Source organism: Effusibacillus sp. SKA8, assembly GCF_058273125.1.
This window is the reverse complement of record NZ_JBZCSF010000003.1, coordinates 89,791-112,264: the sequence shown is the minus strand read 5'-3', so window position 1 is coordinate 112,264 and position 22,474 is coordinate 89,791. Positions and strand designations below refer to the sequence as shown.

The following is a 22,474-nucleotide window of genomic DNA, read 5'->3' as shown; positions in this document are numbered from 1 at the left end:
TGAAAGCGTCTTTCCAGTGCTCCCTTGTGAATGACATCCTGGAGGACCCTCTGTGAACCATGAACACTGATCGCTCAGCATGTTCGTGCAGTAACAGACGGGCGCGGCCGGGCGTTATCGGTAAGTGGAAGCTTTATGCAGGGTAAGGCTTCAATCAGGGTGGTACCACGGGAATCAACCTCTCGTCCCTATCGGGATGAGGGGTTTTTATTTATTGGAGGGATTCTGTGATGTTTACGAGCAAACCGCGGGGCACGTACGACATATTGCCCGGCGAAACGGAAAAGTGGCAGTTCGTTGAAAAAACGGCCCGCGACGTGTGCCGCCGTTACAATTACCGCGAGATCCGGACGCCGCTGTTTGAACATACGGAACTGTTTGCGCGCGGCGTCGGGGAAACGACCGACATTGTCGAGAAAGAAATGTATACGTTTACCGACCGCGGCAATCGGAGCCTCACCCTGCGGCCGGAAGGGACGGCGGGCGCGGTGCGGGCGTTTGTCGAAAACAAAATGTACGGACTTCCGCAGCAGCCGACCAAACTCTATTACATTGGGCCGATGTTCCGCTACGAAAGGCCGCAGGCGGGACGGAACCGCCAGTTTGTGCAGTTCGGAATCGAGGCATTGGGGTCGGATCATCCGAGCGTGGACGCGGAAATCCTCGCTTTGGCGATGACGTTTTTGGCGGAGGTTGGCGTGCGCGGCTTGTCGCTTGAAATCAACTCGGTCGGCTGTCCGGACTGCCGTCCCGGCTACCGGGAGCAACTGAAGAAGCATCTTGCGGGCAAATTGGACCGACTCTGCAAAGACTGCAACAGCCGCTATGAACGAAATCCGATGCGGATTCTCGACTGCAAGGCGGACAGAGACAAACTGGCGGATGCGCCTGTCATGCTGGATCACCTCTGCGAAGGCTGCCGCGCACATTTCGAGCAGCTGCAGGGGTATCTCAGAGACTCCAACATTCCTTTTGCCGTCAATCCGCACATCGTGCGGGGGCTTGATTACTACACGAAAACCGCTTTCGAGATCCTGGTCGACGGCTCGACCGTGATTGGGGGCGGCCGGTACAACGGGCTCGTGGCGGAGCTTGGCGGGCCGGAGACGCCCGGAATCGGTTTCGGCTGCGGGATGGACCGCGTGTTGATCACGCTCGCCAACCAGAAGGCGGAACTGCCGCTTGAAGAAGAACTGGATGCGTTTATCGTAACGTTGGGCGAAGCGGGAGACCGCAAAGCGGTGTCGCTGCTGCAAGAGATGCGGGTCGCGGGCCTGACCGCGGACAAGGACTATTTGGCCCGCGGCATGAAAGCGCAATTGAAAGCGGCCGACCGGCTTGGCGCCAAGCAGGTGGTCATCCTTGGCGATGACGAGCTCGCGCAAGGCGTCGCGAACGTAAAAGACATGGCGACGGGGGAGCAAGTTACGGTGCCGCTCCAGGAACTGGTTCAGAAATTGCAGATGAGGAAGGGATAACACAATGGCTGGACAGATCAAAGCGATCGAATTGTATCGGACTCACAACGCGGGAGAACTCCGCACGGACGACGCGGAAAAAGAAGTGGTGTTGAGCGGATGGATCCAGCGCCGGCGCGACCTTGGCGGGGTGATTTTTGTCGACCTACGAGATCGCAGCGGCATTGTGCAGGTGGTATTCAATCCGGAATTTTCGTCTCCCGAACTGATGGAACAGGCGGACAAGCTCCGCAACGAATACGTCGTTTCCATCAAAGGGAAGGTTGTGGTGCGGGATCCCAAAACCGTGAACCCGAAAATCCCGACCGGCGAGATCGAAATGCAGGCGCTTCGGATGGAGGTTCTGAACACCGCGAAAAATCCGCCTTTCTACATTGAAGACAATATCGATGTCGACGAAATGGTGCGCTTAAAGTACCGCTATCTCGACTTGCGCCGCCCCGAGATGCTAAATACGTTCATCCTGCGCCACAAGGCTGTGCAGCATATCCGTTCCTTTTTGGACCGGCACGGCTTCCTGGATGTGGAAACCCCGATGCTGACCAAATCGACGCCGGAAGGAGCACGGGATTATCTGGTTCCGAGCCGCGTGCACCCGGGCGAATTTTACGCGTTGCCGCAGTCTCCCCAGTTGTTTAAGCAGTTGCTGATGGTGTCGGGATTCGAGCGTTATTACCAGGTGGCCCGCTGTTTTCGCGATGAGGACTTGCGTGCCGACCGCCAGCCGGAGTTTACGCAGGTCGACATTGAGATGTCGTTTATGCCTCTGCATGAATTCCAGGACTTGATGGAAGAAATGATGGCCACCTTGTTCAGGGAGACGCTGAACGTGGACATTCCGCGTCCGTTCCAGCGGTTGACGTACAAGGAAGCGATGGACCGCTACGGATCGGACAAGCCGGATGTGCGATTCGGATTGGAGCTGAAAAATATCTCCGAAATCGTGGCGGCGTGCGGTTTTAAAGTGTTCAAAACCGCCATCGAGAAGGGCGGCGTCGTGAAAGCGATCAACGCCAAAGGGTGCGGCAACTATACCCGCAAACAGATCGACGAACTGGAGGAGTTCGCGAAGCGCTACGGGGCAAAAGGCATGGCGTGGATGGCGTTCACGGAAGAAGGCCTCAAATCGCCGATCGCCAAATTTTTCACGGACGACGAGATTGCGGCGATCAAGACGACACTGGAAGCGGAAACCGGCGATCTGCTGCTGTTTGCCGCGGACAATCCGAAAACGGTGGCGGACGTGCTCGGCAATTTGCGCTTAAAACTCGGACGGGATCTCAATCTGATCCCGGAAGGAACGTTCAAATTCCTGTGGGTGACGGAGTTCCCGCTGCTGGGCTACGACGAAGAAGAAGGGCGGTGGGTGGCGGAGCACCATCCGTTCACGATGCCGATGTGGGAAGACATCGACAAGCTTGACACCGACCCGGGCAGCGTCCGGGCGCAGGCATACGACATGGTACTGAACGGATATGAGATCGGCGGCGGGTCGATGCGGATCTTCCGGCGGGACATCCAGGAGAAAATGTTCAAGGCCCTCGGCTTTACGATGGAAGAGGCGTACGACAAATTCGGCTTCCTGCTTGACGCGTTCGAATACGGTACTCCGCCGCACGGCGGGATTGCGTTCGGATTGGACCGCATCATCATGATCATGGCGGGGCGCCAGTCGATCCGCGACACGATTGCATTCCCGAAAACGCAGTCCGCCAGTGATCCGATGACCCAGGCGCCGTCCGAAGTGTCGCCGCGTCAGTTGCAGGAGCTGCATATCCGGATTGCGAAAGCGTAAACGAAACGGTTTGCAAACGAAACCCCAGCGTCCGCCACAGGAAACTGGGGTTTTCATATGCCTTCATCGATGTATTGGGATTTGAGCCATTTTTCCAAGTCTGCACAGCAATTTGGCCGGTATGAGACAAAAATTTTTTCTTGAAATCATATATGTTTAGGTATATGATTATAGTGTGAAAACTATACAAACCAAAATCGGCGAAACAGAGGTGAATCGATTTATATTTTTATCCAAAGTCCAAATAGTATTTTAAAAATTATAAAAATATCCAAAATTCCGAAAGGGTGATCTCTTATGTACCAAGAAGCCAAACAACGGTTAAGAGGTTCGATTGCTCCGATTGTGACTCCGTTTGACGAACAGATGAATGTGGATACAAAGGCGCTCAAAGACCTCATTGAATGGCATATTGCGAGCGGTTCCCACGGGATTTCCGTAACGGGAACCACGGGGGAACCCAGTTCGCTTACCATTGCGGAACGGGAACTTGTGATGGAGACCGCCATTAAGACTGCAGCCGGGCGCGTGCCCGTTGTGCCGGGAACGGGTTCCACCAACCATGCCGAGACGCTGCATCTGACCAAACGGGCGCAGGAGATGGGGGCGGATGCAGCCATGGTGATTGTGCCTTACTACAATCGCCCCAACCAGCAAGCGCTCTATAACCATTTTAAAATTGTTGCAAATTCTGTGGATATTCCGATTATTATTTACAACATTCCCGGCCGAACCGCGACGAATTTGGAGGTCAAGACGCTGGCTCGCCTTGCGGAAGATTGCAAGAATATCATCGGTGTGAAAGAGTCGAACAAAGATTTTGAACATGTAAATCGGGTATTGCTGAACTGTGGGCGGGATTTTCTGTTATATTCCGGCATTGAACTGCTGTGCTATCCGATGCTGGCTATCGGCGGCGCGGGCCATGTGAGCGCGACCGCGAACATTGTGCCGAAGGAAGTGGCCGACCTCTACAATTACTGGGCTGCGGGCGAAGTTGAGAAAGCCATTGATCTGCATTACAAACTGATGCCTTTAAACGATGTTTTATTTAAGGACACCAATCCGGGACCGTTGAAAACGGCCATGGGCATGATGGGCAAAATCAATCCCGCTTTACGGTTGCCGATGGGTCCGCCGTCTGAAGAACTGCAAAAGGAAATTCGCCAAACGTTAATTGAATATGGACTGTTGGAGCGGAAAGTGGGGATGGAGCAGTGAAACACGCGCGTTTCTTGCATGAAGGCCGAATCGTGACAGGAGTTGTTCAGGGAGAAGTCATCGTTGATGAAGCGGGGAAAGAACACCAGATCAGTCAGATTGATGTTTGGCTGCCTCCGGTGGTTCCGAACAACATGATCGGGCTTGCCTTGAACTATGCGGACCATGCGGAAGAATTGGGATTGGAAAAGCCGAAAGAACCGGTTTTATTCATTAAACCCAACAGTACGCTTGTTGGCCATAAGGCGCCTGTCTATTATCCCAATGGAGCGACCTACATGCACTACGAAAATGAGCTTGCGGTTGTCATCGGGAAACCGGGCCGTAACATCAAACATGCGCACGCCTTTGATTATGTCAGTGGATATACCATCATGAATGACGTAACGGTTCGGGATTTTGTGAACAATTTCTACCGGCCGCCCGTTCGCGCCAAGGGGCACGATACTTTCGGCCCCATGGGTCCTTTCTTCGTTGATAAAGAGGACATTCCCAATGTGGAAAATTTGGAATTGCGCACCTATGTGAACGGTGAATTGCGGCAAAAAGGAAATACGAAAGATCTAATCTATACCATTTCCGATCTCATCGAATTCATCAGTTCATTCATGACTCTGCAAGCGGGTGACATGATCTTGACGGGGACGCCGAAGGGCATTTCCCATGTGAATCCTGGAGATGTCATGCGGCTTGAAATCGAGGGGCTCGGAGCATTGGAAAATCCGGTTCTTGACGGCAGAACAGAGCCGACAGCGGGGAGGAACGAGCATGAAGTCGTTCAAAGTTGACAAAGTCCTTCACTATATTAACGGTCAGTTTGTTGAGGGGGTGGCGGGTCGCACATTCCAAAATGTCAATCCGTTCAACAACAAACCGATCAACGAGGTTGCGGAAGGTTTCAAAGAAGATATAGATTTGGCTGTTGCGGCCGCCCGCAAAGCATTCGACGCAGGTCCCTGGCGCACGATGAGCGTGGAGGAAAGGTTGAAATATATCATCAAGATAGCGGATCTGATCGAAGCGAATGCCGAAGAGATCGCGTATCTGGAAACTCTTGACACCGGTTTGCCAATCAGTCAAACCAAGAAGCAGGCGGCCCGTGCAGCGGAAAACTTCCGTTTCTACGCGGAAATGGTCAAGAGCCGCATGGTGGGGGAAGTCTACCAGGTCGATCATTCTTTTATCAACTATACGATCCACAAACCCGTAGGGGTTGCAGGTTTAATTACCCCGTGGAATGCGCCTTTTATGCTCGAAACATGGAAAGTGGCTCCGTCGCTTGCCACAGGCAACACAGTGGTGTTAAAACCGGCGGAATGGTCGCCGCTTACCGCCAATAAACTGGCGCAAATCATCCACGAAGCAGGTTTGCCGGAAGGCGTATTTAACGTGGTTCACGGCTTCGGGGAAACAGCGGGAGCCTCGCTTGTGGCACATCCGGGTGTACAGCTGATTTCCTTCACGGGGGAGACGACAACCGGATCGGAAATTATGAAGAATGGCGCGGATACATTGAAACGATTGTCGATGGAGTTGGGAGGCAAATCGCCCGCGATCGTCTTTGCGGACGCCGACCTGGAAAGCGCGCTGGATGCGGTGGTTTGGGGAATCTACTCCTTCAACGGCGAACGTTGTACCGCGAATTCCCGCCTATTTTTGCAGGAATCAATCTACGATCAATTTGTAAATGCGCTTAAAGAGAGGATTGCCAATATCCGGGTCGGCGATCCCATGGACGAAAAAACGGAAATCGGGCCGCTAATCCATCGCAAGCATTGGGAGAATGTCAAGAAATATATCGAAATTGCCCGTGAAGAAGGGGCCGAAATCATTACGGGCCATATTCCGGAAGCCTATCGGAACGGGAACTATGTAGCGCCAACACTTCTCCTGAACTGCACCAATGACATGCGTGTGGCACAGGAAGAAATCTTTGGTCCGGTGATGGCTGTGATTTCGTTTAAAACCGAGGAAGAAGCTCTCCGGATGGCCAACGATGTAAAATACGGGCTTGCCGCTTACATTTGGACGAATGACATGAAGCGCGGTCATCGTCTGGCCCAGGCGGTGGAAAGCGGCATGGTGTGGGTGAATTCGCAAAACGTGAGGGATTTGCGGATTCCGTTCGGCGGCTCCAAATACAGCGGAATCGGTCGCGAAGGCGGACATTACAGCTTTGAATTTTATACCGAGACTCAGGTCATCCATGTGGCTGTGGGGAACCATCATATTCCAAAGTTCGGAAAATCAAGCAATCAGCCTGTTGCATCTTTAAGCCAGTCTTGTACATGCTAGCAAAGTTTCGCAAAGAAATATGAGAGATAGGAGGTTGGCGGAATGGAGTTTGACATTATTCGATTGGCACACGCTGAGCTCAATGTGACCGATCTGGACCGCGCCCGCGATTTTTATGTAAACGGCCTCGGCTTTATTGAAACAGAGTCCGATTCCAACCATATTTATTTGCGTGCAATCGAAGACGCGAATCACCACTGTCTCGTTCTTACGAAAGCGGATGTTCCGAGTCTGAACCATATTTCCTATCGGGTCGGTTCCGAGGAACAACTGGACAGATTGGGCGAGTTTTTTGCCAGCCAGAATTTGCCGATGCGTTGGCTTGCGAAAGGGGAAGAGAGAGGTCAGGGAAGGGCTCTCCGTATCCAAGACCCTGCCGGCATACCTGTCGAATTCTTCTTTGAAATGGAAAGAGCCGAACGGATGCTGCAGAAGTTTGACAAGCATTACGGGGCGAAAGTAAAAAGAATCGATCATGCGAATTGCCTTGTCCGCGATATTGAGATGATCAATCAATGGTACACCGAAAACTTGGGATTCAGATGTTCCGAGTATACCGTAACAGGACCGAAGGAGAATGAGCGCTTGTGGGCTTCCTGGTTGCACCGGAAACCCAGTGTGCATGACCTTGCCCTGATCAGTGAGCGGGGACCGCGGCTTCATCACATCGGTTTCTGGCTGGATGATGCGAAGTCCATTCTGGATGCGTGTGATTATATGGCTTCTTACGGGTATTACGCGAACATTGAGCGTATGCCGGGGCGCCACGGGACTTCGAACGCGTTCTTCGTATACATGCGCGATCCCGATGGGCATCGGGTGGAATTGTATACGGGTGACTATTTTACCAATGATCCGGATTGGGAACCCGTCAAGTGGCATTTGGAAGACCCGCAACGCGCCACATTATGGGGAGCCGAGCCGCCGATGAGCTGGAAAAATGAAGCGATGCCTGTTCAGCATATCTTAACCGGCGAATTGATGGAAATCGGCGATCCCGGCAGATCGGATGCTGGCGTCACTACAAAATAGAAGCGGGGTGTCCGGCTCGAATGTCGATCGGTACGGTTGTAAGGAAAAAATTGTTCATCGCCGGGGAATGGATGGAAACAAGAGAATATATGACTCTTACTTCGCCATATACCGGGAAAATAATTGCGGAAATCCCTTTTGCAACGGAAAGAGAAGTGGATCAGGCGATTGCTGCCGCCTATCAGGCAAGAGATGTCATGGCGAAGATGCCGGCTCACCAACGCGCATCCATTTTGGACAAATTGTCACACTTGTTGGAAGAGCACGCGGAAGAAGCGGCCCAACTCATTGCTTTGGAAGCTGCAAAGCCGATCACGACGGCGAAGGGAGAGGTGGCCCGAACGATTCAAACCTATAAATTCGCCGCAGAAGAAGCGAAGCGAATTTACGGAGAAACATTGCCATTGGACGCCGCGCCGGGCGGCGAGGGCAGAGTCGCCTTCACCCTTCGCGAACCGCTTGGAGTCGTAGGAGCCATTACGCCTTTTAATTTCCCAATGAATCTTGTTGCACACAAAGTCGGTCCCGCCATCGCTTCGGGTAACACGATCGTCTTAAAGCCGGCTTCGCAAACTCCGCTGTCCGCTTTTTTTCTGGCGGAACTTTTGCAAGAAGCGGGGTTGCCGGCAGGGGTTTTGAATGTGGTAACCGGGAGTGGACGCGTCATCGGGAACAAGATTGTCACGGATGATCGCGTGAAAATGATTACCTTTACAGGGAGTCCGGCTGTAGGAATTGGAATTCGCAACAAAGCGGGATTAAAACGTGTTACGCTGGAGTTGGGTTCAAATTCCGCAGTGATCATTGATCAAGGGGTGAACCTGGAGAAAATTATTCCCCGTTGTGTCACCGGAGCTTTTTCCAATCAAGGGCAAATTTGCATTTCCCTGCAACGTATTTATGTTCACGAATCCCTCTATGAAAGTTTTGTAGAGGGATTCGTAAGAGTGACCGAGGGTCTGCAAATCGGCGATCCGCTTGATCCAAAAACCGATGTATCGGCGTTAATTTCCAATGAGGATGTACAACGCGCCCTCGATTGGATTGAAGAAGCAGCACAAAACGGAGCCACTGTTGCCGTCGGCGGAAAAGCCCAAGGAAACGTTTTGTTTCCTACGGTCATATTGAACGCCGATCCGACGCTTAAAGTTTCGTGTCAGGAAGTTTTCGCGCCGGTCGTTCTTATCAATAAAATCTCTTCCGTCGATGAGGCGATTCGGCTTGTAAACGATTCACGTTTTGGTTTGCAGGCGGGAATCTACACCGAAAATGTGCAGACCGCTTTCGACGCAGCTGGAAAATTGCACGTAGGTGGCGTCATGATCAACGACATTCCAACCTTCCGTGTGGATCACATGCCCTACGGGGGTGTCAAAGAGAGCGGATACGGTCGCGAAGGCATAAAGTATGCCGTTCAGGAAATGACGGAACTGAAATTAGTCGTTTTGAATCGGAATTAAACGGAGAGGGGGATCGTCAAGATCCCCCAAACTGATTGGAGGATGCTTAAGGAATTTGTCTGGAAAGGCGGGGGATTGATGGAGCAAACTTCGGAAAAACTGCCACTCTGGATAAAAGATTTTGTCAGGGCAATCATTTCCAATCTTTTTTTATGGTTCAGCTTGCAGATGTTGATTCCCACCATACCTGTTTTTGTAGGTCAGAGAGGCGGGGACGAATTTTCCGTGGGCATGGTCACGGGAATTTTTACGATTGCGGCGTTAATTACCCGGCCTTTCATCGGCAAGGCTTTGGATACGATGGATCGAAGGAAGATTTTATTCCTGGGGTATGCCCTTTGCATCCTCTCAATGCTTGGTAATTATTGGGTGTTTTCGGTATCATTGATTTTGCTTTTACGTTTTATTCATGGAATTGGTTGGGGAATTGCGACTACAACCGTCAATACGATTATTTCCGACATTCTTCCTGCTGCAAGACGCGGCGAAGGGATGGGATATTTTGGTTTATCCAACAATTTGGCCATGGCATTAGGTCCGCTTGTGGGAATTTGGATCATGGATCAAATTGGTTTTGGCGTTCTATCCCTGATTGCCTCCGTCATCGGGGGACTCGCGTTGGGAGTGTCTCAGCCGATTCGTTACCCGCAACCGATTCGAGTGAAAAAACCAGGGAATCCATCTGTTTGGCGCGAGATGTTTGAACCAAAAGCTTTGTTCCCGGCTTTCCTCATGAGTTTACTGTGTTTTACCTACGGGGGGATTATCGGTTTTATCACTTTGTTTGGTAAAGAGGCGGGAATTTCCAATATAGGCTGGTTTTTCCTGTCCAATGCCCTGATGATTATGCTTGTCCGTCCGTTTGCCGGGATCTTGTTTGATCGCCAGGGGCCTACTTGGGTACTGTTGCCGGGAGCATGTTTTGCCGGCGCCGGACTGTTTCTCTTGTCTTATACTTCAAACGCATATTTGCTCGTTCTTTCGGCGATGTTTTATGGTATCGGTTTTGGGGCCATCCAACCGTCGTTGCAAGCGTGGACAATCAATCGAGTGACACCTCACCGGCGGGGTGTGGCGAACGGAACCTATTTTACCGCTTTTGATTTAGGGATTGGAATGGGTGCGATGGTGCTCGGGGGAGTGGCCAAAATTAGCAGTTACGAGATGATGTACCGAATATCTGCACTGGCCATGGTTCTCTTTTTGATAATATACGTGTTTTATTTGAGTGTTTTGCGGTGGAGTCCTAAGACATGATACGAAAAACATACGAAAAACGATACCCCCTTGAAATCCTATATATTTTTGGATATGATAAGTGGTATGAAAAATTCTAAAAACCAAATGAATAAAACGCAATACGCTTATGAATTTATTCGCTCTAACATTTTGAACGGGATCTATGGGCCAGGCTATCGAATCGTGATCGATCAGGTCGCCAGAGAACTTAACCTAAGCGCAATCCCGGTGAGGGAAGCCATTCGACAACTTGAAGCGGACGGTCTCATTCAATACAAACCGTATAGCGGGGCGATTGTCAGCACAATCAATGAAACGGAATATCTGGAAACGTTGTCGGTATTGGCGGTACTGGAGGGATATGCAGCGGCTCTCGGTGCTAAGACAATGACACAGGAGGGAATAAAGCGACTCGAAGAAATTAATGAAGAAATGAACGAGGCCCTGCATAACTTTGAGTTTGAACGATTTGGGGAGTTGAACCAAAAGTTTCATGCCCTGATTAACGAAAGCTGTGGGAACGCGTATTTGATAGAAGAGATTCGACAGGCGGGGCAACGTATGGACCGAGTCCGGCGGTCGGGTTTTACCTTTGTGCCACAACGCGCTCGAGAATCTATCCAAGAGCATTCCCATATCATTCAACTGTTGAAAGAACAGGCTTCTTTTCAGGAGATTGAGGAAGCTGTGCGGCAACACAAGCTGAACACGGTAAAAGCGTTTCAGAATCGAAAAGCGGAGTCGAAAACGGTCGGCAAGGTTTTGTTCGAATAAAAGCCTGAATCCGGCATTATCCCGGCGGGTTCCTTTTCGGAACATGCTTGTGATAATGCCTTTTTCTTTTGTTTGAATAAAATATGCGCATTCGTATAAAAAAAATCTTGAAATCATATACCATTTAATATATTATAATGATAGAAAAAGTCATAAAAATCAAACGATTGAGGCTACCAATCAATCGGTAGAATCCTCTAGATAGCAAGCTGTCAAATGAGGGGGGGATGAAATGAAACTTTAAAGCCATTATCCTGTCTGTTGCTTTTAAAAGCTTACAAAGAAATCAGAGGGGGACTGTTATGAAGAAGCAAATTCCGTTTGTCCTGTTAAGTCTGCTTATGGTCTTCTTTACTGCCGCATGCGGAGGCAACGGTTCTACGACGGGTTCAAAGGATGCGGCAGGCAACAAGCCGATCAAAATTGGCGGTGTTTTTTCGGTGTCAGGTACTGCTTCTTCTCTGGGGAAGCCCGAGTTGGACACATTGAAGATGGTGGTTGACAAAACAAATGCGCAAGGGGGAATCAATGGGCGTAAAATCGAGTTAATCACATACGATGACAAGTCCAATCAAAATGAAGCCGTTCTTACCACGAAAAAACTGATCGAGCAGGATAAAGTGGTTGCTGTCATCGGGGGTACGATATCCGGTAACTCCTTGGCCATGATTCCTCTGGCGGAAAAAGCCCAAATTCCTTTTATTTCGTTGGCCGCCAGCAAGAATATCAATAGGCCTACAAAGGCATTTGTTTTTAAATCAGCGCAGGGTGACGAAGTTGTGGTTCCCCGTGTCGTCGAGTATTTAAAAAACCAGAATTTCACCAAAGTAGCTTGGTTAAATGTCGACAATTCCTATGGCTCCAGTGGAAAAGAAGAATTTGACGCGCTGGCTAAAAAAGCGGGAATTGAAACTGTGATTGCCGAAACCTTTGAGGCCACTGTCAATGATGCAAAGCCCATGTTAACCCGTGTGAAAAATGCCAATCCGCAGACGATTGTGATTTGGGGTACCACTCAGGAGTCTGCCGTTGTAACAAAAAACGTGCGTGAGCTTGGAATCAATGTCCCGATTATAGAGTCACACGGCATTGCCAATCAACAATTTATTGATTTGGCCGGAAAAGCCGCCGAGGGAGTGGTTTTCCCCGCGGGCCGTCTCTTGGTTGTCGATCAACTTCCGAACGATAACAAACAAAAGAAGGTCTTGCAAGAGTATGCGAAGGAGTTTCAAGATAAGTATCAATATCCGCCAAGCACTTTCGGCGGTCATGCGTGGGACGCTTTTGAAATTTTAAAAACTGCCATCAAAACGGCAGGAGACGATCCGCTCAAGATTCGCGACGCCATCGAATCCGGCACAAAAGATCTGGTGGGGACCAGCGGTATCTATAACATGTCAAAAGACGATCATAACGGATTGAAATCGGATGCGTTAGTGATCATTGAGATTAAGGATGGAAAGTGGAAATTAAAAGAGTAATCCCGAAAGATGCCCCGAATGTGCCTTCGTTTGTTACCTTCGGGGTTTCTTTCTCGATCCCCTCGACAAAAATTATGAAAGGACTGTAAAACGTGGAACACATCAGCCAGGTCACCCAGCTGATTTTCTCCGGTTTAACCATTGGCAGCATTTACGCGTTAATTGCCATCGGTTTTGTGATCACTTATAACATTACGGGAGTATTAAATTTGGCCCAAGGCGAATTTGCCATGTTGGGTGCATTGATCTGCATTTCTGCCGTTTCACTGGGCCTGCCAAAGATTTTGGCGGTTTTGGTCAGCATCGTCCTCGTTTTTCTGGTCGGCGCACTCTTTGAACGGGCCGCCATTTATCCGGCACGCCATTCTTCGGTATCCACCATGATTATCATTACAATTGGCGTTTCGATCGCTTTGCGCGGTGTCGCCCTGTTTATCTGGGGGACGGATCCGCGATCCCTGTCGCCATTTACGGAAGGAGAACCGTTGAATATTCTGGGGGCTGTCATTCAGCCGCAGAGCTTATGGGCAATCGGGGTTTCTTTGGTCAGCTTGTTGGGGATGTATTTGTTTTTCGAGAAAACGTTTACAGGAAAAGCTGTGACGGCTTGTATGATTAATGGCTTTGCGTCCCGGTTAATGGGGATACGGCCGGAGAAAATGTCTTTGCTTGCAATCAGTATCAGTGCGGCCCTCGGGGCGATTGGAGGAATCATCATCGCACCGATTTCGGGAGCATCTTATAATATGGGGCTCATGTTGGGAATGAAAGCTTTTATTGCTGCTGTCATAGGTGGCTTGTCCAATGCGCCGGCCGCTATTGCAGGGGCGATGCTGATCGGACTTCTGGAATCTTTTACAGAAGGGTTATGGACGAGCGGCTTTAAGGACGCAATCAGCTTTACCGGACTGTTGCTGGTCCTGTTCTTCCTACCAAACGGAATCTTTGCAAAAGTGTCGGGAAAAAGAGTGTAGAGGAGGAGCCCGATGAAAGGAGATTTGCACAAAATTTATGACCGTAGCTTGAAAGGAGTCTTGTTCCTCGCCGGTATTCTTTTTCTGATACCGCTTGCGGTTCCATCGAATTACATTACAAGCACATTGATCATGATAGGGTTTTATACCTTGATTTGTACGGGGTTGACCATGCTCATGGGCTATGCGGGGCAAATTTCCCTTGGGCATGCCGCTTTTTATGGAATTGGCGCATATGCTTCCGCGTTCGTTACCGTAAAAATGGGGTTGCCCGGATTCGTTGGCATCCTTGCCGGTGTATTGTTGGCCGTACTCATTGCCTATATTGTGGGAATCCCTACTTTAAAATTAACCGGTCACTATTTGGCGCTTGCAACATTGGGGTTTGGAGTGATTGTCTTTATCTTTTTCAAGCAATTGAAAAGTTTTACCGGCGGTCTCGAGGGGTTTTCCGGCATCCCTTCTCTAAATCTGTTCGGTTTTAAATTTGATACGGATTTAAAGTATTATTACTTGGTTTGGACGGTTGCGCTTGCGGGTATTTTGCTGGCGCGGAATCTGATCCAATCGCGGGTAGGGCGTGCCCTTCGGTCGATACACGGCAGCGAAATCGCGTCCGGTTCGATCGGAGTTGACACCAGGAAGTATAAACTGCAGGTTTTTGTCATGAGCGCGGTATACGCATCCGTTGCAGGAAGTATTTATGCCCACTACATTTCGTTTATTAATCCCATGTTATTTGATGCGAATGCGTCGATCGATTTGCTGATTATGTCGGTTTTGGGGGGAAGCGGTAGCATTTGGGGAGGATTCGTCGGAGCCGGTATTTTTGTCCTGCTGGGAGAGGTATTAAAAGAAGTGATGCCGCTGATCGTAGATCATGCGAGTGATCAAGCGATCATTGTCTTCTTCGGTGTTCTCATTGTGATCTTGCTGATTTATATGCCGGAAGGTTTTGCTCCCGGACTTGAGAAATTACGGAAAAAGTGGATTCGCAAGATTAGGGGAAACGGGAATGGTTCGCACAACAAACCTGTTACAATGGAAGGACGGCAAGGGGAAAAAGAAATTCCTGCTCAGGCTGCGGGAGGTGGGAATTGATGGACAAGAAAAAAACGTTATTGACTGTTTCTCATCTAACGAAAAGTTTTGGCGGAGTAACTGCTGTCCGTGATGTATCATTCGATGTCTTTCCGGGCCAAATTGTGGCCGTGATCGGTCCGAACGGTGCGGGAAAGACAACTCTCTTTAATATGATTACCGCCGTTCTGCCTCCGACATCCGGCACTGTCCATTTTCAGGAAATTGAGATCACCGGGAAACGGCCGTGTGACATTGCAAAGCTGGGAATAACCAGGACTTTCCAAAATCTGCAAATTTTCAAGAATATGAGTGTTATTGAGAATGTGATGACGGGGAGTCATGTGAGTTTGAACACCGGTTTTTGGGGGGCCGCTTTCCGATTCCCCTGGGTTCGTAAAGAAGAGGAAGCCGTCTTGCAAAAAGCAATGGAACTGTTAAAGGAAGTGGGGCTTTTTGAACAGGCTTATGAAAATGCGGCAACCTTGCCTTACGGCAGCCAACGGTTGTTGGAACTCGCACGTGCCGCAGCTTCCGATCCCAAACTCATTTTATTGGATGAACCCATGGCCGGTTTGAATCCGCAAGAATCGGGAGAGTTGGTTGATATTATCCTTAAGATGCGCAGTCAGGGGATGACGTTCCTGTTCGTTGAGCACGATATGGAAACGGTGATGTCGATTGCCGATAACATCATCGTACTGGACTTTGGCCAAAAAATTGCGGAAGGTTCTCCGCAAGAAATTTACAATAATCCACATGTTATCGCTGCCTACCTGGGAGATGAGGAGGTGGCTGTTGGATGTTAAAAGTTTCCAATTTGCACACCTATCATGGTTATCTCCACGCATTAAAAGGGATCAGCTTTGCGCTGAATAAGGGAGAAATCCTTTCGATTGTCGGTTCCAACGGGGCGGGGAAAAGTACGCTTTTGGGGACCATTGCGGGAATCTATAAGCCGAGAGAAGGCGGTATTTTGTTTGACGGTGAGGACATTTCCGCTCTATCCGCCGAGCAGATTGTACCGAAAGGGATCAGTCTTGTTCCCGAACGCAGGCAAATTTTTGATTCTCTTTCCGTTAAAGACAATTTGCTGCTGGGTTCCTATCATCGTTTTAAAGGGGAAAAGAAACAGGTTCAGCGGGATTTTGAGAAAATCCTCGAATTGTTCCCGAAACTGAAAACGATGCTTGATCGTCCCGGAGGCTTGCTAAGCGGAGGGGAACAGCAGATGCTTGCCATCGGCCGCGGCTTGATGGCCAATCCCCGGTTAATCATGCTGGATGAACCGTCGTTGGGTTTGGCGCCTTTGATTGTCAAAGAAATTATGGGGATTTTTAAACAAATGAAAAATGAATTTGAGACAACGATTATTCTCGTTGAACAAAATGTAAAGGCGGCGCTCACAATTGCGGACTATGCCTGTGTGCTTGAACGCGGCGAAATTGTGATACATGGCTCCGCACAGGAAGTCATGAATAACCCGGCTGTTCGCAACGCCTATTTTGGCAAAAGCAAGGAAGTCGTTTAAAATAATTCCAAGGAGGGGAGCATCCCAATGGTTAAAAATCACGATATCCCTACAAGACTGGCTCTGGAACAGATCGAATTGATCAACGGAGAAACACTCGTTCTCTTAAGCACCGTGGAAAGGGAAACGCAAACGCCAAGCATTTCCGCCATTTCCTGGGTCAAGGCGCTTGCAGCGGACCGAATACGCTTTGCCGTGATGAACAACTCGCGGATCGTTGCCAATATTCAAGCAAACCCGCGCGTAACACTTTGTGTGATCGGGCTTGGAACCGTGTATTCCATAGTCGGCACCTGCCGTATTCTTGCGGAAAAAATGGATGGTGTCGCGCTGCCGCTTGCCAAAATCGAAGTGAATGTGAGTGCGATTTTTGAGAGTATGTTTTGGGGGGCCAAAATTACGCAGGCTCCGCAATTTGAGAAAACGTCTGATCCGCAAAAAGCCAAGGTTTTAGACAATCAGGTATTCGAGTCATTGCTGAAATAGATATGAGGATGGGAGTTATGAACAAAATTTATAATTTGGTGGATGTCGTCAAGAATGGAAGCGCTCCGCCTCCCTGTGATCAAACCCTCGGGATTGAGATTGTACATGCGGAAAACGGCGTTGCCAAAGGCGTTTGGCAGGTCAAAGATTCGTTTTTAAATGGCCACGGGGTCGTGATGGGAGGATTTCTCTCTGCGGTTGCGGACACGATGATGGCTTATGCCATTGCTTCCTGTCTGGAGGATGGCCGAGGATTTGCTTCCATTAACTTGCATACCACGTTCCATCGGCCTGCATTCAAGGGTGTTATCGAGATTGAGGCACGGGTTGAAAGACTGGGGCGTAATATTGCTTATGCAGTTGCCAGCCTTGTCCAGGAAGGAAAAGCAGTGGCCGCATCTGTCTCTTCCGTAATGATTCGGCAAGAGTAAATTCAAGGGCCGTCTCAACGATTTTTGAGACGGCCCGATTTTATTCAGGTAATCGCACCCGCCTTTTGACAAACGGGAGGTTCAATCTTCAATATTTCACCTGTCAAAGCGTGCCGGACAGGCATCGCTTCCGTTTTCCAACTGCTTGGAGGCTCCGTTCCCCAGAACGTTGCACGCTGCGGATCGCTTAGCTTCCACTTGATCGGTTCAAAATCGGGGTCATTCGTGAAATAATCCCCCGTATAAAGCTCAATGCGGTGTCCGTCCGGGTCGCGAACATAAACGAAAAATGCATTCGATGTTCCATGGCGTCCGGGCGCACGCTCGATGTTGGCGACATACCCCTGGGATGCCAGCACATCGCATGCGTCAAGAATCGATTTGGCGTCATCCATCCAAAAACCGGTATGGTGGTAACGGGGACCCGTTTCCCTGATAAGAGCCAAATCATGCACACTCGGTTTTCGATGCAGCCATGCCGCCCAAAGGGTTTCATCACCTTTCTCCTCGGAAACCGTATACTCGGAGAGCATAAACCCCAGATTGCTTGTATACCACTGATACCCGAGGTTGATATCGCGAACCAGACAGTTCGCATGGTCGATTCGCTTGACTTTGGCTCCCCGATGCAAATGGAATTTTTGCAGCATTTGCTCTGCCTTTTCCATCTCACAAAAGAATTCGACCGGCATTTGCACCGGGTCCTGAATTCTCAAGGCCCGGCCTTGACCTCTTTCCTCCCCTTTTTCAAGCCAGCGAAACGGAAGTTGTTGGGCGGTGAACAACTCGGCCAGATGATCAAGATCCTCTTCCGAACTCACCCGGTAGGCTATGTGATTCAAGCAAGGCGTTTCCGACTTGGCGAGAACGAGACAATGGTGGTTTGCATCTTCGATTGCCCGAAGATAAATATGATTGTCATCCGACTCCGTCTCGATGAAGCCGAGTCCATTTACGTAAAAATCTCTGGCGCGGTCCAAATCGCGGACATTCAGCTCAACATGATGCAAACGGATGATATGAAAAGGTTTTTTCAAGTTGGCACCTTCCTTCCGTTTGTTTGAACAAAGGGAGTCTTAGACTCCCTGTGAAGCAAAAAGTTTTTTCTCTGAAGCAAGGTGTTTTGCCCGATCCAGAAAACTCCGGACCATTTGCTTGTATTGATCCTTCTCGTACATATCGTAATAAACGTTTGACATCCGCACCGGATCGCCGAAAAAGTAGTACTCATACAAAGCCTGGCGGTTGCCGAAAGCGCTGATGCAAATGTCCCAGGCGAGCCGGAACAGCTGGACTCGCTCAAATCCGTCAATATTTGCTCCCTGATTGTATTTTCGCATGGCCTCCCCGATTTCTTCGTTTTGGAAATCCGCGAGAGTCGGGATCGCCATCAAGCCGGAGGAACCTAAAATGCGGATGATTTCCACGATTCTCTGGTACATTTTAGGATACCAGTTGCGGGCCGCATTCAATGGAGCAAAGTCTGGAGTCATATTCCCGTACTTGTCGATGGACGCGTTCTCCTCAGCCCGATACAGATGCGATCTCATCGTTTCGAGAGCGATCATGACTTCGGAGGCTTTTTCTTTGACATGCTGGAACTGTTCAATCCCAATCGCGTCAATGATGCTTAAGATAACGCCCAACACAAATTCGGTTTTGGCCGTGTTTTTTGCAACGACTTGATGGGCCATGTGAATGACGGCGTTGGTGCCCACATAAGTGTTTTGGCATAATTCGGCGTTTTCTAAAATAAATACGCGCTCCCACGGGATTAAAACGTCATCAAAAATGACAATCGCATCGCTTTCGTCATAACGGGCTCCAAGCGGGTGATCCCATTGATTGCGGCCATAATCAAACGCTTCACGGCAGACGAATTTCAACCCGGGGGTATTGTTGGGAATTGCGGCCGCAAACGCATAAGGATTATCCTGGGCGGGCACTTTGTGTAGAGTCGATGGGAAAATGACAAGTTCATCGGTAACGCCACCCAGGGTCGCCAACAAACGACATCCCCGAACGACAACCCCGTCCGAATTCTTTTCCACAACTCTGGCGGACAAGTACGGATCCCTTTGTTCCGATTGGGCTTTCGAACGATTGGCTTGCGGGTGAATCAGAGTATGGGTTAAACTGATGTCATTTTCGCGGCAATAATCATAATATTTAGAAATATTTTCGCCGAATTTTGGATCCCCCTGAGCAAAATAGGAAGCTGCCGTACCAAACGCCATGATGCTGGTATTGAGGTAATCCGGGGAGCGTCCCATCATCCCCCCTGAATAGCGGGCCCATTCCATGATCATTTCCCTGCGTTTCACGAGATCTTCTTTCGTCTGCGGAGCAATGTAGGAAAGCCCAACCTTATCACCGGTAACCGGTGAGGTATACAGCATTTTGTCCGCTTTTTCGTGCTGCATGTCATAATACTCAACCATACTTTGGACGATGTTGCGGAAAGCGGGGTGTTCGGATACCTTTTCCACCTTCTCTCCATGAATCCATACATTGTTTTTGGCAGCGTCCAAATCCGCCTTATACTGTTTTCCTGTCCTTGCCGGCATGATAGCCCCTCCCTCAATTTTGGTTTGAATTTTCCGACTACCCCAAATATAATACATGTTAGAGAATATTAAAAATATTGATATTATTGATTATATATACGAAAAAAATATGGAACTGGATTCGGAGGGGATTCGCATCGATACCAGGAAACTTCGGTATTTTCTGACGGTTGCAAAGGAAGGACAGGTCACCCGGGCGGCCAAAAAGCTGAACATGGCCCAACCGCCCCTTAGTCAACAGCTTCGCATATTTGAGGAAGAACTCGGCACGATCTTGTTGGAACGTAACCGGAAACGCATGGAACTGACAGAGGCGGGGCGGCTTCTTTATGAAAAAGGCGAGGAGCTTTTGCGGCAGTTTGACGAATTGATGAGAGAAGTGAGAGAAGCGGGACAAGGATTCCGGGGAGTCTTATCGATTGGGACGGTTCAGTCTTGCCTTCCCTTGCTTCCCAAGCGGATTGTCGATTTTCGGAATGACTATCCCTTCGTTTCCTTTAAAATTTGGGAGGGAGACACTTCCCAATTGTATTATTGGTTAAACAGCAGGGGAATCGAGGTGGCCATTGTAAGACTTCCGGTGGACACGCGTGATTTGGCGATGATCCGGTTGCAGGACGAGCCCTATGTCCTGCTTGCGCCAAACGATTGGGATATCCCGGAATCCACGATTAAAATGGAAAGCTTAAAAGATTTCCCGCTTTTGTTTTTGCACCGGACAAATGGCACCGGCGTGTTCGAAATGCTTGTCAACGAATGCCGAAAATTTGGCTTTGAGCCCAACATTATCTGTGAATGTCCGGATGTTACCGTGCTGATCTCGCTTGTAGCGGCAGGTTTGGGAGCAACGATGATCCCACAGTCGACCGCATCCATGTTACCGTTAAATGGAACCAAGATCATTGCCCTCAAGGATTGTACCCTTCAGTCCGAATCGGCTGTCATATGGCTGAAGGATCGATATTTGTCAAAAGCGGCAAAGCGATTTATCGAAATGTTTTAGTTAGCGGACCGGTTTCTTATGATACAATATACCGGAACAAACGAGACTTCAAATGACGGAAAACCGGAAACGGAAAGGAAGGTGTGACTGTCCGTGGTAAAGCGACCTGAGGAGACGCGCGTCGTCGTAGGAATGTCGGGCGGGGTCGATTCTTCCGTCACGGCGCTTTTGTTGAAACAGCAAGGGTATGATGTCGTCGGGGTTTTTATGAAAAACTGGGATGACACGGACGAATTCGGCCATTGCACGGCGGAAGACGATTTTCACGACGTCCGGCGCGTCTGCGAACATATTGGAATCCCTTATTACACGGTGAATTTCGAGAGAGAATACAGGGACAAAGTGTTCAAGTATTTTCTCGACGAATACAGAAAAGGGCGGACGCCCAACCCGGACGTGATGTGCAACCGGGAAATCAAGTTCGGAGAATTTCTGGAAAAAGCGCTGGATCTTGGGGCCGATTCTATCGCGACGGGCCATTATGCCCGGGTTGACCGGGCGGATGGGGAGTACCGCCTGTTGCGGGGAGCGGACCCGAACAAGGATCAGACCTATTTTCTCAGCGCCTTGAATCAGTACCAACTGTCAAAGGCGATGTTCCCGATCGGCCACCTGACGAAACAAAAGGTGCGGGAAATCGCCCTGAAGGCGGGGCTCCCGACGGCAAAGAAAAAAGACAGCACGGGGGTTTGTTTTATCGGCGAACGCAACTTCCGCGAATTCTTGAGCAACTACCTGCCCGCGCAGCCGGGGGAAATGAGAACCGTGGAGGGGGAAGTCGTCGGCAGACACGAGGGACTGATGTATTACACGCTGGGGCAGCGGCACGGTTTGGGACTCGGCGGCGCCGGCGAACCGTGGTTTGTTGTCGACAAAGACGTGCAGAACAATATTTTGTATGTCGGACGGGGAGCCGAACACCCCCGCCTGTACTCCAAAGGCCTCTTTGCGACCGACGTCAACTGGATCAGCCCGAAGATGACGGAACAGACTTTTGCCTGCACGGCGAAATTCCGTTACCGGCAGCCGGACCAGGCCGTAACCGTTCATGTGAAACCGGATCGGACATGCGACGTGATTTTTGGCCAACCGCAAAAAGCGGTTACTCCGGGACAAGCGGTGGTGTTTTACCGGGGCGAGGTGTGCCTGGGCGGCGGGATCATCGACCGGGTATACAGGGAGTTGCCGGAGGCGTACCAGGTGGCAAGCGCAAGATAAGTTCGGCGAAGGCGCCTTTGGGGGCGCCTGTTTCGCATGGGCCAGCAGCGGTGGAACAGCCATTTCGAGGGTGCTCCGGCGTAAAACAGTCGCATGAACGGAAGTTTGCGGAGAGGAGAGCGGAAATGAGAGATTGGCTTTTCGTTTTGTACGCGGTGGTGTTGGGGGCCGTCGCGGTCTTCACCGGGGAGATCGTTGCGTTTGTCATGCTCGGGTTTGTCCTGTTGGCATTAAACAACATTTTAAAGGTGTTGCGGGAGATTCGGGAGGAACTGGGCAAAAGAAACGGGGGATCTTGACGGAAAAGCGCACGCGGGGGTTGCAAGAGTCAGTTCCGGCCCTGCAGCGCTTGTGATCTTTGCGATCGCTTACAACTTTCTCCCGTTTTTGTTACAATAATAAAATCAGA

21 protein-coding genes and 1 other annotated feature (1 of these 22 cut by a window edge) are annotated in these 22,474 nt (G+C 49.9%); of the genes, 19 read left to right on the top strand and 2 right to left on the bottom strand.

All coding sequences use genetic code 11. From position 1 onward, the window contains the following. Nucleotides 1–193, top strand: a binding site (T-box leader) (it extends 64 nt beyond the left edge of the window). 37 nt (nucleotides 194–230) lie between these two features. The 16 genes from hisS (at nucleotide 231) to AC4ED1_RS04275 (ending at nucleotide 17,277) form a co-directional block, all read left to right on the top strand. Continuing rightward, nucleotides 231–1,478: a histidine--tRNA ligase gene (hisS, locus tag AC4ED1_RS04350; protein WP_490936196.1), complete on the top strand. Its 1,248-nt coding sequence runs from the start codon at nucleotides 231–233 to the stop codon at nucleotides 1,476–1,478. A gap of 4 nt (nucleotides 1,479–1,482) precedes the next feature. After that, a complete protein-coding gene (gene aspS, locus AC4ED1_RS04345; RefSeq protein WP_490936195.1) occupies nucleotides 1,483–3,273 on the top strand; it encodes an aspartate--tRNA ligase in 1,791 nt (596 codons plus the stop codon). Between the two features lie 297 nt (nucleotides 3,274–3,570). Further along, entirely contained in the window at nucleotides 3,571–4,494 is a 924-nt protein-coding gene (gene hpaI / locus AC4ED1_RS04340) for a 2,4-dihydroxyhept-2-ene-1,7-dioic acid aldolase (RefSeq protein ID WP_490936194.1), read from the top strand. Then, a complete protein-coding gene (locus AC4ED1_RS04335) occupies nucleotides 4,491–5,282 on the top strand; it encodes a fumarylacetoacetate hydrolase family protein (protein ID WP_490936193.1) in 792 nt (263 codons plus the stop codon). Before hpaI ends, AC4ED1_RS04335 begins: the two co-directional genes overlap by 4 nt. After that, nucleotides 5,263–6,789, top strand: coding sequence for a 5-carboxymethyl-2-hydroxymuconate semialdehyde dehydrogenase (gene hpaE / locus AC4ED1_RS04330; protein WP_490936192.1), 1,527 nt, complete (start codon nucleotides 5,263–5,265; stop codon nucleotides 6,787–6,789). Before AC4ED1_RS04335 ends, hpaE begins: the two co-directional genes overlap by 20 nt. Before the next feature lie 42 nt (nucleotides 6,790–6,831). Beyond that, nucleotides 6,832–7,821, top strand: a complete 990-nt coding sequence (gene hpaD / locus AC4ED1_RS04325; RefSeq protein WP_490936191.1) for a 3,4-dihydroxyphenylacetate 2,3-dioxygenase — start codon at nucleotides 6,832–6,834, stop codon at nucleotides 7,819–7,821. A gap of 20 nt (nucleotides 7,822–7,841) precedes the next feature. Further along, complete coding sequence (locus tag AC4ED1_RS04320) at nucleotides 7,842–9,281, top strand: aldehyde dehydrogenase family protein (RefSeq protein WP_490936190.1); 1,440 nt, start codon at nucleotides 7,842–7,844, stop codon at nucleotides 9,279–9,281. Nucleotides 9,282–9,359: 78 nt separating this feature from the next. Beyond that, nucleotides 9,360–10,538, top strand: a complete 1,179-nt coding sequence (locus AC4ED1_RS04315) for an MFS transporter (protein WP_490936189.1) — start codon at nucleotides 9,360–9,362, stop codon at nucleotides 10,536–10,538. Nucleotides 10,539–10,604: 66 nt separating this feature from the next. Beyond that, on the top strand, nucleotides 10,605–11,294 hold the full coding sequence (locus AC4ED1_RS04310; protein ID WP_490936264.1) for a GntR family transcriptional regulator: 690 nt from the start codon (nucleotides 10,605–10,607) through the stop codon (nucleotides 11,292–11,294). 302 nt (nucleotides 11,295–11,596) lie between these two features. Further along, nucleotides 11,597–12,775, top strand: coding sequence for an ABC transporter substrate-binding protein (locus AC4ED1_RS04305; protein ID WP_490936188.1), 1,179 nt, complete (start codon nucleotides 11,597–11,599; stop codon nucleotides 12,773–12,775). A 92-nt stretch (nucleotides 12,776–12,867) separates the two neighbouring features. Further along, complete coding sequence (locus AC4ED1_RS04300; RefSeq protein ID WP_490936187.1) at nucleotides 12,868–13,749, top strand: branched-chain amino acid ABC transporter permease; 882 nt, start codon at nucleotides 12,868–12,870, stop codon at nucleotides 13,747–13,749. 12 nt (nucleotides 13,750–13,761) lie between these two features. Further along, nucleotides 13,762–14,850, top strand: a complete 1,089-nt coding sequence (locus AC4ED1_RS04295) for a branched-chain amino acid ABC transporter permease (RefSeq protein WP_490936186.1) — start codon at nucleotides 13,762–13,764, stop codon at nucleotides 14,848–14,850. Beyond that, complete coding sequence (locus tag AC4ED1_RS04290; RefSeq protein WP_490936185.1) at nucleotides 14,850–15,638, top strand: ABC transporter ATP-binding protein; 789 nt, start codon at nucleotides 14,850–14,852, stop codon at nucleotides 15,636–15,638. The genes AC4ED1_RS04295 and AC4ED1_RS04290 overlap by 1 nt, the downstream gene beginning before the upstream one ends. Next, complete coding sequence (locus tag AC4ED1_RS04285) at nucleotides 15,632–16,360, top strand: ABC transporter ATP-binding protein (RefSeq protein WP_490936184.1); 729 nt, start codon at nucleotides 15,632–15,634, stop codon at nucleotides 16,358–16,360. The genes AC4ED1_RS04290 and AC4ED1_RS04285 overlap by 7 nt, the downstream gene beginning before the upstream one ends. A gap of 27 nt (nucleotides 16,361–16,387) precedes the next feature. Beyond that, entirely contained in the window at nucleotides 16,388–16,846 is a 459-nt protein-coding gene (locus AC4ED1_RS04280; RefSeq protein ID WP_490936183.1) for a pyridoxamine 5'-phosphate oxidase family protein, read from the top strand. 17 nt (nucleotides 16,847–16,863) lie between these two features. After that, complete coding sequence (locus AC4ED1_RS04275) at nucleotides 16,864–17,277, top strand: PaaI family thioesterase (RefSeq protein ID WP_490936182.1); 414 nt, start codon at nucleotides 16,864–16,866, stop codon at nucleotides 17,275–17,277. Nucleotides 17,278–17,321: 44 nt separating this feature from the next. On the opposite strand, the gene hpaD (AC4ED1_RS04270) is transcribed toward AC4ED1_RS04275, so the two are convergent. After that, nucleotides 17,322–18,314 carry a 3,4-dihydroxyphenylacetate 2,3-dioxygenase gene (hpaD, locus tag AC4ED1_RS04270; protein ID WP_490936181.1) on the bottom strand — a complete coding sequence of 331 codons (993 nt, stop codon included), beginning with the start codon at nucleotides 18,312–18,314 and terminating at the stop codon, nucleotides 17,322–17,324. Nucleotides 18,315–18,353: 39 nt separating this feature from the next. Then, nucleotides 18,354–19,844, bottom strand: a complete 1,491-nt coding sequence (gene hpaB / locus AC4ED1_RS04265) for a 4-hydroxyphenylacetate 3-monooxygenase, oxygenase component (protein WP_490936180.1) — start codon at nucleotides 19,842–19,844, stop codon at nucleotides 18,354–18,356. Between the two features lie 109 nt (nucleotides 19,845–19,953). Here hpaB and AC4ED1_RS04260 point away from each other — a divergent pair, with 109 nt between their 5' ends. From AC4ED1_RS04260 to AC4ED1_RS04250, 3 genes are all read left to right on the top strand, one after another. Next, nucleotides 19,954–20,847, top strand: a complete 894-nt coding sequence (locus AC4ED1_RS04260) for a LysR family transcriptional regulator (protein WP_490936179.1) — start codon at nucleotides 19,954–19,956, stop codon at nucleotides 20,845–20,847. 93 nt (nucleotides 20,848–20,940) lie between these two features. Continuing rightward, the gene (mnmA, locus tag AC4ED1_RS04255) at nucleotides 20,941–22,065 is read left to right on the top strand and encodes a tRNA 2-thiouridine(34) synthase MnmA (RefSeq protein WP_490936178.1); all 1,125 of its coding nucleotides are present in this window, start codon (nucleotides 20,941–20,943) and stop codon (nucleotides 22,063–22,065) included. A gap of 125 nt (nucleotides 22,066–22,190) precedes the next feature. Continuing rightward, entirely contained in the window at nucleotides 22,191–22,364 is a 174-nt protein-coding gene (locus AC4ED1_RS04250; RefSeq protein WP_490936177.1) for a hypothetical protein, read from the top strand. Nucleotides 22,365–22,474: the final 110 nt, after the last annotated feature.